The following is an 11,881-nucleotide window of genomic DNA, read 5'->3' on the forward strand; positions in this document are numbered from 1 at the left end:
TTTTGTCGTTGATTTTGTCTGATACCTAAGCGTCAATTGGCGATCTCACAGGTGGTCGTCAAATCCGCCTACTGCACTGTCGTCTCCTGACAAGGGCATTGTCACCTGACACCTGATCCAGTTTATCCAGGCTCATCAATCGACTGCGGGGAACCTGATGCTCTCGGAGTAGAACCTGCCGCCGCTCCCTCCCCTGGCAATACATTGCAGCTACTCAAAATCGTCAGGGTACAGGATGAGAACTGTGCCGTTATCTCTATCTGAAATTTGTGAAACTTGCGAGAATAATCCCCTCCGACTTGAGGTACAGATGCCGTACCTCAAGTCTCTCGGTAAAGAGGCCTTGCATAAGAAGCGTTAAGCCGCTTCGTTTTGTCAGAGTTTTGAACTAGACCTCAGCCCTTTTTGGGTTTAGGCTTGGGATTATTTCAGTGCCACTCACTTATAGCCTGCTAAGGGCTGTTTATCTTCATCTGTTTAGTAAGAGATTTGGACTTCTATCCCTGCCGAGAATTTAAGCGCTCTAACGGTTTAGCTCAGCAGTTATCGGAGTCTTTACGCTCTACCTAATAGCTTCAGTCAGTTTGCTACATCCGAACTATTAACTTGTACTTGCTTCGGTTGTCTTGATTTAAGAATTGCAATTTTATCAGCAAGATTAAATTGAGAAGTTCTAGCCATATGTTCTTCTAATTTACTCAATAAAAGCCAGTAGTCCCGATGAAAAGCCCGTTCCGGTGACTCAATTAATACTTCGACAATTTCACATAAACCTTTGCAGGCATCATGCAAAATATCAAGCTTAACAACGTCAAGATTGCTGATTGCAATTGTTAACTCGGTATTAATAGCAGAGTTTTCTCGATTTAACGCTTTGACCCATTGCCCATGGGCAACCTTATTCCTCAATAAACTTGGCTCCTCAACATACTTCTCAATAAGTTGATTGAGTCTCTGTTTAATATTAGGGAGATAGTTACTTTTACCTGGATTAACTCTTAGAGCTGCTATGTTAATACATTCCTTCCAAGCCTCTACAATGCTATTCCGAGAAGCTGACTTTATCTGTGCTATCTCAGACAGATCAAAACCATAAGGTGTGTGGATGAGCTTAGAAAAACTTGCTTCCAACCAAGCACAATAAATGAGAGTAAGAAGTTTAGTATGGAGGCGGACTGACGATTGATTTCCTTTGACTAAATCTCGATTAATACTGCGCTTTACATGTTTCCAAGCGGCATCAAGCTCTCGAACATTTTTGACTTGAGCTTCGAACACTGCTAGTTGTGCATTTCTATTCATACGATTCAATGCGAGCAAAAAACACTAACTAATTATTTTAGTGTTCTTTGCTCGCCCGGAATCGAACCGGGATCTTTACTGGTCACCCAGTAACGTCTTAGCCTTGTTAGACTACAAGCTCAATCGCCATTTTACTGGCACTACCGATTATAACTCAACATCTATCTATACTCTATTCGCTGGCAATAATTCTCAGTATGAGCTTCAAGCTTTAAAACAGCCCACTGTTGGTGGGCTGTTTTAAAGCTTGAAGCTCATACTGAGAATTATTGATTCGCTGGACAGATCAATAGCCTAACCAATCTAACTTTGCCCATAACCCACTGCCAATAAACTTTGAGACTTAGCCAACCGCCTCCCGGTCGGGGTCATGGGCAAAGTTAGACGGTGACAAAATTCAACTAAAACCTGTAAATATCGATATTTAGCTTTCCGCTGTGGTAATCAGTATGGCACTGCGGGCAAAGAGTTAGCATGTTCTGGAGGTCAGCAGATCCCCCTTCACTATAGGGAATTAGGTGGTGACCATGTGCCGGCTGTGCGACTGTACCGCAAACAAGACACTGATTGGCTTCTATAGCTTTGACTTCTTTTTGGGCTTTTGAATGTTTATACGGTCTCTGTTTTCCCATTTTCAGCTCCTGAGTTCAATCCTCACCTGGTTTCAATTCTTTAGGTTTGTTGGAAGGTAATTGTTTTTGTGAACCTTTGACTATTGTGCCTCTCGCATCAGGGGCGATCTTCTCTTTTTTCTTGATGATTTGCTCGGTTAATTTCTTCTCTTCCTTCTTGGTCAGCTTGTCGATTCGTATGACCATTGCTCGATCTCGCACTGAATTGGCTGGATTCTGAGGACAACTGTTAGCATTATGTCCTCCTTGTTTGCAAATGGAACAAGTCATAGTCTTTTTAGCAGATATTTGAAATTAGAAAGTAACAACTTCGACAGTATTAGTTTCAGAAGCCTGCTGAGTATCAACATCTTCTTTGTTAGGTGTTACAGAAGTAGATGTTTGAACTTCACCATTGCCAAACGTAATCAACAAGGAAGCATCCTTATCAACTCGCATATTTCCATTCTCGTCTGGGGATATGGAATGAATACAGACTTCTCCATTCTTTTGTTTGACGGCAACAGAAATACCTTCTCCTTGAGACCAAACGTTTATGACATCATCACCCTTCTTGAGAATTCCAGCTTTTACTGCCATATCCCACCTCTTGATTTAGGAGTTGGAGAACTGTATCTAAATTACTGCAAACGTCCAGATGGGCTGAACTATACATCCACGAAATTAACATAAAAAAAATTATGTAAACACTGTACAAATACCAGATGTATCTAAACTTATCTGTAAAGCCTTTATAAATTGAGCTTCAGGTACAAATGGATAACACTCAGGCTACTACCTTGTTCAAAATCTATCCGTCTAACGTTGCCCATTACTCGCTGTAGACGACTCTTCTCACTAAACAGAGAACCTTTTAGTGGTCGGGCATGTGAATATAATTGGAATACGGTTGATACTTGCTGGTGGTTTAGCTGAACCGCAGCTTCTCTCTAATAGGTCTTAAAGCTGGCAGTACGACAGGCTGGAATTGATAAGCGAGTGAGTTGTCATACCTTTCGTCACAGCTTTGCTACCCACCTGCTTCAGAATGGCTACGACATTCGTACAGTTCAGGAGCTATTGGGACACAAGGATGTGAAAACAACGATGATTTACACTCACGTTTTGAACCGGGGTGGTTTAGAGGTCAGAAGTCCTGTGGACTGATAAAAGTGCGCTGATTATGCCCTGTAGTACATGATGGCCCAACCCTTGGACTAAGTACTACTCTCGAATCCATAGTACACCCCTCTATTTCAGGCACTTTTGGATACTGAAATACTGATTCTTCCGTGGAATAGTTGCCGCGCGGAGCAACTATTCTAGTTAAAAAACAAGCACGGATGCTACCCAATAGGGACGATCGCCATCTCAATTAGCGAATTCTCTCCTATTGACCTGCTCTAAATATTAGAGCAGGTCAATAGGAGAGAGTTGATCATTATATTGATTAAGGATTGAACAGTGCAGTTCAGGTTAGTTCGCGTCTGCTTCGGTGTGAGGCATCTGAAAACAAGAAGTCAATGACCAGATAATTACTGGTCTGCTTCCGCTAAATTAGTGCTATTTATTACAAGCTATACATCTATCTTTCTAAATTCCAAATTCTCATATCTAGATTGGCTCAGGTCACGCATCCCTTAACTTAGCTGGAACTCAAGCCGTATAAGAGCGTATAAGACAGCCTTAGACTGCTTTATAAAAAGAAAAATATAAAGTTATTGATAATACTAGGTTTTAGCCATTCTATTTTTTCATAGAAGATGCATCTTCTCTTGGCTACGACGGCGACACTTACTGTTTGGTGCATGTGTTATATATTAATACATGTGTACTAGGAGTTGATATGAGCAGTGTAAAAAAAATTACTAGTCTGACAGATGCTTACCAACTGTACGCAGAGTTCTTCCCTATAAGAAAAAAGAACGTAAAAACAGCAATCGTTCGATACCTGTTGCCCTACCCTGGGCTAAAACTTGATTTTCAGGTTTTTCCTGAGCGTCCTTTGACTCCATCGCAAGTTGCTAAAGTGATGGAACTAGCTAGCAAATTAAATATCAAGGATTTTAGCGATATTGATCGGGTTTTAGGCTGGCAGGAAAAGGTTTTTATAGATCTAGATACAACTCCCCTCAATCGCAGTGTTTACAAATCTTGCCTCAAGCACTTTTTGACGTGGTGCCAAGAGCAGGGTTTGTTGAACCCTAAAGATTATGACAACTGGACTATCCCTGTTTGTTACCCAAGTGCAGAACGAAACCAAGGGTATGGCTACAAAGCAGATCATCCTATTACAAATCGCCATACTCTCGTCCCTTATAGACTAAAGCTTGAAGAGCTTTCAGAACATGCACAAAAGCAGTTCAGGGAGTTTGAAGCCTTTTGGCTGGACCCACACTATAGCGATCGCCGTCCCATTCCAGGCGCTGTAGAGGAGATGACTTATGAAATTTGCTTTCGATGTAATTTGCAACTCTTGGGTTGGCGGATTCTGGATAAGGTGAACTATTATCACCAGATGCGTGAATATGCTCATCAGATGCAAGCAAAGAATCCACAGTATGATTCTGACTGGCTATTGGTAAACCCTTGCCCTCCTATATGGATTGAGAACTTGAATGAAAAATATCCTCCTAAAGCTATCGATCAAGTAACCCTTGAAGATTTGATCCCTGTTATTGACATTCACCCTGGTAGTCTTAATACCTGGATAGTTAATGATATTCCTAAGCAGGATTTATTTAGTAATAACAGCCAGGAATTACTAGATGCAATTCAGGCTGAGCTATCTGCAAAAAACGCATCCCTTAGTTTTAGCCTAACAACTAAATTAGTTCAGGCACTTCAGCAGAGCCAGAAAAATGATGAAATTGAGGTATTAAGGAGTATTGTTCAACGTGACCAAGCAAAGGAACGAGTAAAATTATTGGCTGAGCAAACTGCTCAATCAGTTCGCGGCTTCTTAAATGACTATATCAAATGGCTTAAATATCAACATAATCCACTGAATACGGTAGATGGCTATCGTATTAGTTCTAACTATATTTTGAAGTTTTATCATGCCGAACTGAACCTAGCAAAGTTTCTCTACCGACACATCACAGATCCAGTTATGTACCCAGATTACAGAGATATTGCTGTGATTATGGAGCTTCGTAGGATGCGAAGTGAGGAGGAAAAAACTCCTAGTAAACCTAGTAATATCAACCCTATCAAACGTAATCCTGCTTGGCGAGAACTCGCACAGTTACCAAAGAAATTACTAGAGTTATGCTCTCCACGTCTTAAGGTTGACGAACAGTGGAATACTAACCTAGGAAGATTAAGGACTCAAAGAGCTGTAGCAAGGGATTTCCAACGATATTTAATTATGATGTTTTTCCTTACTGTTTGTCCCGATCGCCAACATGTTGTACGAGAACTGAGGGTACACGATACTTTAAGACTTTATCATCTCAACTGGGAAACTGGGACCCATGAAGAAGCTCCTTGGGATACAAGATCTAGGCGTTATAAGGTTTACTACAACACGCATACGAAGCTCTACTATCTAGATTCTGCTGATGCGAAAGATGCAATAGGAAATATACCTCGTGATCCAAAGGGTAAACCATTTGAATGGGTTGTTGAATTAGATGCAACGCAAACTAAAACTGATCGGGAGAGTAGCTATAGAGTGCCGAAGATCTACAATCCTGAACTGCAAGCATGGCTTTATGGACGAGAAGATTACTCAGAAACATGGCATAACTGGCCCTCAAATAGTGGAAAAAAACAGAAGAGTCCCTATCGTGCAGAGCAGTTTCACTGGTGTGGATATGTTATTCCAGAAACGAAGCAATTGCTTGGTTTCCGAGATATATTTCAACCAGGCCATGATTATATTTTCACTCAAACTAATGGTAAACCGCATAGCATTAAATCCTTGAAGGAGGTTTATGAAAATATTATTTGGGGGCAGTGTGGGGTCAGGGCTAACCCTCATGGTGTGAGAAGTTCTGCAACCAGTTACTTTGAGCGACAAGGTATGACAGATGCAGAAAGAAAATCTTTAGCTATCTTGAAGAACCATAGTCCTGAAATGCAGGACAGTTCAGCTTACAACAAGCTGCAGGCATTAGAAAAAACAGCACTAGCATCCCGGATGATTACAGAAAATTTTCTAAAAGAACATGGGCTTAATCCTGATGACTATGGGCTATTATGATTTACTCATTTCTTTAGGAAGACAGAGATTTACTAGAACGCCAAAGGGAGTAGCGACACTATTGATAAAACTGAACACAGCTCTTTCACATTTTAGGGAAATTGTGCAGCAATTCTTCTGTGTTCAAGTTGTTGTAATGACTCTTCAGTCAGCGTTTCAAAGATTTTAGTAAATGACCCATGTTCACTTATCCGTGTTCATTTATTGAACTTGCTTCAGAAATAGGCGAGAAATTTGGGATAGCTGACCGCTAATGATCAGGATAAATCATTTTTTGCTTTATAGAACAAATGAACTACTTTTGTTCTGTGATAGAACCTTGCATAGGGTTATGCAGATTCTCCACGCAGCCTAACGAATGGGAGACGATCGCCCCCATTCCACGCAAGAATGCCTATCCTCATGCGCTCAGGTTTTCCTGCTCCACATTTGCTCAACAGGAACTGGGTGGAAGGTTGGAGGGAGGGATTGTGAGCACTCCTGGATTAAGCTGTGCCCAGGCGATCGCCTCCGCTACCAGAATTGGATCTCCTGAATCTAGATACCCCTGCATCCGTTCAATATGGCGTTGCTGTTGACCTTCTAAGCGAATACGCTTTTGGTTCGCGATCGCTTCCTGGCCTGCTGCTTCTTGCACTAGTTCAAAAATACTCAATTGCTCCGGGGTAAAATTACACCCTATTTCCTGGCTAGAGCTATCTAAATCGCTAGAAACATTATCCTGTGGTTTGTTACACCCATCCTTTGCTAATAAGCTTGTAGCAGCCCGGGCGCATTTTTCTTCTTGCGCCCGGTTGCTATCCCAAAGTTGGGGGGGTACGGGGGGGATTTCCACAGGCCCGATTGTGGGTTCTATGAGGTGTGCTGGATGCCACAGGTCACGGTGGCGGTAGAGGGTACTGCCGCTGATGTGATATTCAGTCAGCGCATTGAAGCGCTCTGTGATTTGGGAGGGTAACGTACCCTTGCTGAGCAGGTCGGCGATCGCCCCTCGAATCTTTTCCCGTGCTGTGAGAGACTGCTGCTCATTCCAGGTGGGCTGTTCTTCCTCATCTGCTGGTTGTAGGGTGCTGAGGGTACTGCTCTTAGATCCGTAATGGAAATAGCGACTCCTTTCAATAGAGCGTGCCCATTCCTCGGCGCGTTTGTGAATCTCATGTTGGTGACGGCACCACTCCCCATAGCCAGGAAGGGCAGTGGCTACTTTGACAATTTGTTGCACCAGGTCAACGCCTTCTAAGGGAGCAACACCAGCAAGAATGTGGCCGAAAATGTATTCACGCAGGGCAATGCGACCCAGTAGTCGGTTAGTTTGCCCATGATCTGACCAGCCTTGTTCAATTTCGGTGTGGAGATCATGAAGGAATTTAGTTGCTTTGGCAGAGACTCTGCACTGTCGACGGCGGTAAGTTTTGAGGATTTGCTGGATCGCTGCATTGGTGACCTCGTTGTGCTCCTGGCAAAACTTCCAGCGGCGTACAAATTCTGCTTGCGAACTATAGCTTGGTTCCCAGTCCCCATTGAGTAAGTAGGAACCGCTCTGCAGCGGCAGCCGATGCCCGTTGTAGAGCTGAGGTGTGCTGTTGGCAATGTAAGGTTTGGGGTCTGGAAAGATTTCCAGTTGTCCAGGTGCGACCTTGAACCCTTTGAGTTCGACGAGGGTTTCGATCGCCATGGCCAAGGAACCGCACTTTTGCGCCTGGGCAAAGGGCAGGTAGATGTGGATGCCGCCGCTGTAGGAGCTGGAGATGATAAGGCTATGGGTGATGCCGAACTCCTCAAAACTTTCCAGGATGCGTCTGATGGCGAACGGGTCGCGCTTGGGGTGGTAGGTGCTGTTGATGTCGATGTCGAGCATGGCATAGTTGGTTTCCTTGCCAAACCGAACTCCATAGAGGCAGTTGCCCTGCTCGATCATGCGATCGCTCAAGGGGTGACGTGTTTCGGTTTGCCATTCGACGGGGTGCCCGGGTAGTGGAACGGGTGCCCAGATGTAATCAAAGCGATGGGGGAAGAGAGCGAGAAACGGATTGCTTTCTTCAATGTAAAGAGAGGGCGATCGCTCAGATCGCGAAGAAGAGGTAGCTTCTGACATAGGTAATGAATCCCAAAAGTGGAGTGGGTCAAGGGTTCAGAACGCTATGTCGGAGATTCTTGTCAGGAAACGGAGTAGAAGGATTTTGTACAAAATTCTGAAAAAAAGTTGCAAAAATCCGTCGCTCGCCTTTAAGATTGGCATAGCGTTTTTTGAAGTACTAACTGCTGGCCGCTAAACCTCTGGTTAGTCTTCTAGTGCAGCTAAATTAATAAAGCCTTTGAAACTTCAACTGTTTGCGGCAGTTGGAGTTTTTGGCTTTCTAGGGAGTGGGCTAGAACATTATGCGATCTCCTGAATTGAAACGGACAAACTTGTAACTTGCAAATCACTACCCCTAGTGTGATAAGGGTGGTTAATTCGCTTCTGAGAAGTATACGTGATCTCTCTCAGATCTCGATACCCTTCAACCCTTTTGATCTCACCCCTCTTCATGAGATCCTTCACCTTCTGGCCAAACGCTGTTCTTGGGCTTGGGCGACCCCTGCCATTTTCCAGTTCAAGGTCTTCAGATAGAACTTTGAGTTATGGGGCCAGAGGCAGGCTTCACCTTCAAATGCTTCACAAAATTGACCTGTCGCGAGTAAGTAGAGGCGATCGCTCAGATCGCCATCTATGGGGTCATGAGGCAGGGTGGAGAGTAGCCATTGGGCAGTTAGTCGGAGGCGAATGAGCTTGCCGCCGTTGGCCCAATCATCCAGGATGCGCCAAATGTCTTGAATCCATCCGGGATGGCCCCAGTACGTCTCACCCGCATCAAGCATGGCGATCGCCACATCAGGTGAATACTCATACTCATCAGGCAGGGTTTGCGGTAGCGATGGGTCAAACCACTGTGCCCATTCGTTCTCCAGCCGCATGCCAACTTCAAATGCTTCACAGAATCGGGTCTTTAGGGAACTCATCGTTAAGACCCCCAGATTTGTTTGGTGACGTTCAGTGCGTGTCTAGCCCGATCGCTCACATCGGCTCCTGTTTCATGAGTCACCGTCGTGCTGTACTCGTAGTTGGCGATCGCACTCCGCAGCATGGCCGCGTCGTCAACTGTGCAAAGATCTTTTGGACGATAGCCAGTGGCGGCCACGATGATGGCTTCGAGGTCTTTGATGCGGACGCCGCGTTCCTGCATGAAGCTCATGAAGTTATGACCGGACTGGCGGCACTTGCCCTCTAGCTCCCAGTCTTCGAGTTGCTCGACCCATTCATCGATCAGAGCTAGCAATTCAGTGAGTTCACGTTTGCTCATGCGATCGCCCTCACTTCTTAGACTTCTGGGATTTTGGCTTGTATTCCCCGCGTTCTTTGGCTGTCCTGATGCCAAGCTCAACCAAAAACGAAGCAAGGTTTGCTGTGGGCCTGCCTTGCTGCTCAGCCCAGTCCTCTAATTCCTCAAACACGGAATCAGGCAACGTGATGGTTGTGCGTTTACTCATCTTTTCAGCCGTAGAATCACCTCGCATATTAGCTCCTTTATGCTCTAAGAATTTAATAGCATATTCCAGTATGCTTTATTGATGCTAATTGTGTGCTAGGGTGGCAAGCAACCGGAAACCGATTTTCCACCCAGAAACAAGCCAAACCCCTGAGGGCTAAGGCTTTGAAGGGTGGAAATGGCTGGAAACAACTGTAAAGAGAGGTTTACACAATGCCAGATCTATCGATTCGCCAATTGGCTGAAAAGCTTAATGTTTCGCATACTGCGGTTCGCAATGCGATGGCCGATATCGAAGCGGAAAGTGGAATCAAGATGGGCACGGCCCAGGGGACTGGAAAAGCCACCCTGCTGAAAGAGTCTGAGCAGGCCCAGATTGCTCAACGCTTCTACAGGCCTGCAATCCATGCTCCGACGGGTTCGGATGGGCCTGTCCTGCATCAGGCTGGTATGACCTATGGCATTCCTGGCCTGGTGCCGCATAAAGCCCATTCGGTGCAGTGGGACCTGGAGGCGATCGCCACCTCTAAACACCAGCACCAGCAGACCGGACAGAATGCTGTCCTGAACGCAGCCCACCTGGTGCAGCAATTTGCTGCATTCAAAGCCGTTCAGACGATCCATGAAATTGACGCGGTGTTCGAAGGCATTAAAGCCAGCGCCATTAACCAGAGTGTGTCTGTGCTGGGAAAGCAATCTGCTGCCGACCCCGCCGAGCCAGAACCGTCGGTGCCCTCGCTGCGCTCGTAATGCTGCTTCTGGGGGCATTCGCCCTTATCAGCATCTATTGTCATGATTCTGAAAATCCGCAAGGAGAGCGATCGCCCAGTTTCTCAGGCCGAGGCGATCGCCCCCTGTCCACTCCACGCAAATCGAGAGGAACACATCTATGTTACGAAACCCAGACCCTGATAAAACCCTCACCCAGCAACTAACTCCTATTGCCCTCGTGCTGGTGGCTGCCGGTGCCCTTGCTCTAGAAGCTCCTCGCCAATGGGAGCGCTACCAACAACGCCAAAGCGAAGTGACTCGCGTTGCCAATCTTCAACGCAGCAATGAGCTGATGGAGCAGGAACGGGCGATCGCCAATGCCCGCTACGAACAAGATTGCCTGCTGCTCTATGAGAATGAGCGGTTTGCCCAAATCGTGCCCAATGCTGTTGCCGTCAGTGGAACCAATGCCCAGCTCCTGCAACCGGGCCTGGTGGTGTGCGATGGCATCGGCGGAACGGCTGTGGTGGGCGAGGCTGGCAATCTCACGCAGTTTGCTGGCAATGCCTCTCCCGATGTTGTGAAGCAGGCGATTGAGCGGGCGACCCATCGGGGCATCGTTGCTCCCCAGGTCAATGCCAATACAGCTGCAGAGGGCTAAACGATGTCGAACACTCTCAAAAATCCCGGTTTAGGCAATAGCGGCTCCTTCGGAATTCTCATGCTGGTGTTGGTTACGCGGATTGCCGTGATTGTTTTCTGCGCCTGGAATGCCAGCCTCTACTACAAAATCTTGATGTCCTTCTTCGCCCCTGAAGGATTCTTCAAGTTCCTGATCGGCTTCGTGGCCTTGGTGCTGTGGGCCTTGCTGCAAGTGCTGGAAGCGTTGCCCTTGCTGGTGAAGGGATCGCTGGGTGCCCTGGCTTTGCTGATTAAAGCCGCTGAACGGTTCCGTGGATTAGAGGTCAGCAAGTCAGACAACCCGTTGGTTGCGAGCCTGAAGTCTCAATACAACGCTTACCCTCAACGGTGGATTGGTCGGGTCATGCTGCTGTGCTACGGGGCATTCTGCACTGATCTAGCAATCCTGCTGCGCTACTTCAAGCCGTTTGTGGTGAGCTTTACAGGTCTGACGATCAACTGGGGCGAGTTGCTCTGGTTGGTAATCTGCCTATCAACCGTTCAGGTGACGGTATTTCTGTGGTTGCTGGCCGAGGGTGGAAAGGCGATCTTCAAACCTGAAACTCAGCCCACGGCTGGGGGTGGCAAACCTTCGACCTCTAGCAAGCCCAAGGAGCCGACCAAATCAGCTGTACCCAAGGACGAACCCCAGCAACAGCCCAAACCTGAGGACGTGCCACCGGCTCAGGGCACCGTCACGTTGAAGGAAGCGATCGACAGCATCTTCAAGCGATTTGGCTTAGACTCTGCGGAGTCTGCGGCCTGGGAAGCGTATCAACGCAACGGCAACGGGCAGACCACGACTCAGAAGCCATCTGAAAGCAAGTAAAAACCCTTTTGCA

12 protein-coding genes and 1 pseudogene are annotated in these 11,881 nt (G+C 46.3%); 5 read left to right on the forward strand and 8 right to left on the reverse strand.

All coding sequences use genetic code 11. The annotated features are described in order from the left end of the window. Nucleotides 1-579: 579 nt before the first annotated feature. From NDI52_RS28540 to NDI52_RS28555, 4 genes are all read right to left on the reverse strand, one after another. Nucleotides 580-1,302 (reverse strand): hypothetical protein, encoded by a 723-nt coding sequence (locus NDI52_RS28540; protein ID WP_348256652.1) that lies wholly within the window; start codon nt 1,300-1,302, stop codon nt 580-582. 401 nt (nt 1,303-1,703) lie between these two features. Next, nucleotides 1,704-1,934, reverse strand: coding sequence for an HNH endonuclease signature motif containing protein (locus NDI52_RS28545; RefSeq protein ID WP_348256653.1), 231 nt, complete (start codon nt 1,932-1,934; stop codon nt 1,704-1,706). A gap of 15 nt (nt 1,935-1,949) precedes the next feature. Beyond that, nucleotides 1,950-2,120, reverse strand: a complete 171-nt coding sequence (locus NDI52_RS28550) for a hypothetical protein (protein WP_348256654.1) — start codon at nt 2,118-2,120, stop codon at nt 1,950-1,952. Between the two features lie 108 nt (nt 2,121-2,228). Further along, complete coding sequence (locus NDI52_RS28555; protein WP_348256655.1) at nt 2,229-2,513, reverse strand: hypothetical protein; 285 nt, start codon at nt 2,511-2,513, stop codon at nt 2,229-2,231. Nucleotides 2,514-2,873: 360 nt separating this feature from the next. Between NDI52_RS28555 and NDI52_RS28560 the strand changes: the two are divergent. Then, nucleotides 2,874-3,080 (forward strand): annotated as a pseudogene (locus tag NDI52_RS28560) (tyrosine-type recombinase/integrase); the annotation flags it as partial. A 679-nt stretch (nt 3,081-3,759) separates the two neighbouring features. Then, on the forward strand, nt 3,760-6,120 hold the full coding sequence (locus NDI52_RS28565) for a hypothetical protein (protein ID WP_348256656.1): 2,361 nt from the start codon (nt 3,760-3,762) through the stop codon (nt 6,118-6,120). Between the two features lie 433 nt (nt 6,121-6,553). On the opposite strand, the gene NDI52_RS28570 is transcribed toward NDI52_RS28565, so the two are convergent. The 4 genes from NDI52_RS28570 to NDI52_RS28585 form a co-directional block, all read right to left on the reverse strand. After that, nucleotides 6,554-8,215, reverse strand: coding sequence for a hypothetical protein (locus NDI52_RS28570; RefSeq protein ID WP_348256657.1), 1,662 nt, complete (start codon nt 8,213-8,215; stop codon nt 6,554-6,556). Nucleotides 8,216-8,658: 443 nt separating this feature from the next. Further along, nucleotides 8,659-9,120, reverse strand: a complete 462-nt coding sequence (locus NDI52_RS28575; RefSeq protein ID WP_348256658.1) for a hypothetical protein — start codon at nt 9,118-9,120, stop codon at nt 8,659-8,661. A 2-nt stretch (nt 9,121-9,122) separates the two neighbouring features. Beyond that, nucleotides 9,123-9,461, reverse strand: coding sequence for a hypothetical protein (locus NDI52_RS28580; protein WP_348256659.1), 339 nt, complete (start codon nt 9,459-9,461; stop codon nt 9,123-9,125). Between the two features lie 10 nt (nt 9,462-9,471). Beyond that, complete coding sequence (locus NDI52_RS28585; protein ID WP_348256660.1) at nt 9,472-9,675, reverse strand: hypothetical protein; 204 nt, start codon at nt 9,673-9,675, stop codon at nt 9,472-9,474. A 185-nt stretch (nt 9,676-9,860) separates the two neighbouring features. Here NDI52_RS28585 and NDI52_RS28590 point away from each other — a divergent pair, with 185 nt between their 5' ends. The 3 genes from NDI52_RS28590 (at nt 9,861) to NDI52_RS28600 (ending at nt 11,868) form a co-directional block, all read left to right on the forward strand. Then, nucleotides 9,861-10,397 (forward strand): HTH domain-containing protein, encoded by a 537-nt coding sequence (locus NDI52_RS28590; RefSeq protein WP_348256661.1) that lies wholly within the window; start codon nt 9,861-9,863, stop codon nt 10,395-10,397. Between the two features lie 139 nt (nt 10,398-10,536). After that, a complete protein-coding gene (locus NDI52_RS28595; RefSeq protein WP_348256662.1) occupies nt 10,537-11,019 on the forward strand; it encodes a hypothetical protein in 483 nt (160 codons plus the stop codon). A gap of 3 nt (nt 11,020-11,022) precedes the next feature. Further along, on the forward strand, nt 11,023-11,868 hold the full coding sequence (locus tag NDI52_RS28600) for a hypothetical protein (RefSeq protein WP_348256663.1): 846 nt from the start codon (nt 11,023-11,025) through the stop codon (nt 11,866-11,868). Nucleotides 11,869-11,881 lie beyond the last annotated feature (13 nt).

Source organism: Leptolyngbya sp. PL-A3, assembly GCF_039962325.1.
In the GTDB taxonomy this organism is placed as follows: domain Bacteria; phylum Cyanobacteriota; class Cyanobacteriia; order Elainellales; family Elainellaceae; genus Vacuolonema.

What these genes read in the sequence shown, in the direction of transcription:
- NDI52_RS28540 (WP_348256652.1), bottom strand. Translation starts at nt 1,302, where the DNA reads ATGAATAGAAATGCACAACTAGCAGTGTTCGAAGCTCAAGTCAAAAAT.
- NDI52_RS28545 (WP_348256653.1), bottom strand. Translation starts at nt 1,934, where the DNA reads ATGGGAAAACAGAGACCGTATAAACATTCAAAAGCCCAAAAAGAAGTC.
- NDI52_RS28550 (WP_348256654.1), bottom strand. Translation starts at nt 2,120, where the DNA reads ATGGTCATACGAATCGACAAGCTGACCAAGAAGGAAGAGAAGAAATTA.
- NDI52_RS28555 (WP_348256655.1), bottom strand. Translation starts at nt 2,513, where the DNA reads ATGGCAGTAAAAGCTGGAATTCTCAAGAAGGGTGATGATGTCATAAAC.
- NDI52_RS28565 (WP_348256656.1), top strand. Translation starts at nt 3,760, where the DNA reads ATGAGCAGTGTAAAAAAAATTACTAGTCTGACAGATGCTTACCAACTG.
- NDI52_RS28570 (WP_348256657.1), bottom strand. Translation starts at nt 8,215, where the DNA reads ATGTCAGAAGCTACCTCTTCTTCGCGATCTGAGCGATCGCCCTCTCTT.
- NDI52_RS28575 (WP_348256658.1), bottom strand. Translation starts at nt 9,120, where the DNA reads ATGAGTTCCCTAAAGACCCGATTCTGTGAAGCATTTGAAGTTGGCATG.
- NDI52_RS28580 (WP_348256659.1), bottom strand. Translation starts at nt 9,461, where the DNA reads ATGAGCAAACGTGAACTCACTGAATTGCTAGCTCTGATCGATGAATGG.
- NDI52_RS28585 (WP_348256660.1), bottom strand. Translation starts at nt 9,675, where the DNA reads ATGCGAGGTGATTCTACGGCTGAAAAGATGAGTAAACGCACAACCATC.
- NDI52_RS28590 (WP_348256661.1), top strand. Translation starts at nt 9,861, where the DNA reads ATGCCAGATCTATCGATTCGCCAATTGGCTGAAAAGCTTAATGTTTCG.
- NDI52_RS28595 (WP_348256662.1), top strand. Translation starts at nt 10,537, where the DNA reads ATGTTACGAAACCCAGACCCTGATAAAACCCTCACCCAGCAACTAACT.
- NDI52_RS28600 (WP_348256663.1), top strand. Translation starts at nt 11,023, where the DNA reads ATGTCGAACACTCTCAAAAATCCCGGTTTAGGCAATAGCGGCTCCTTC.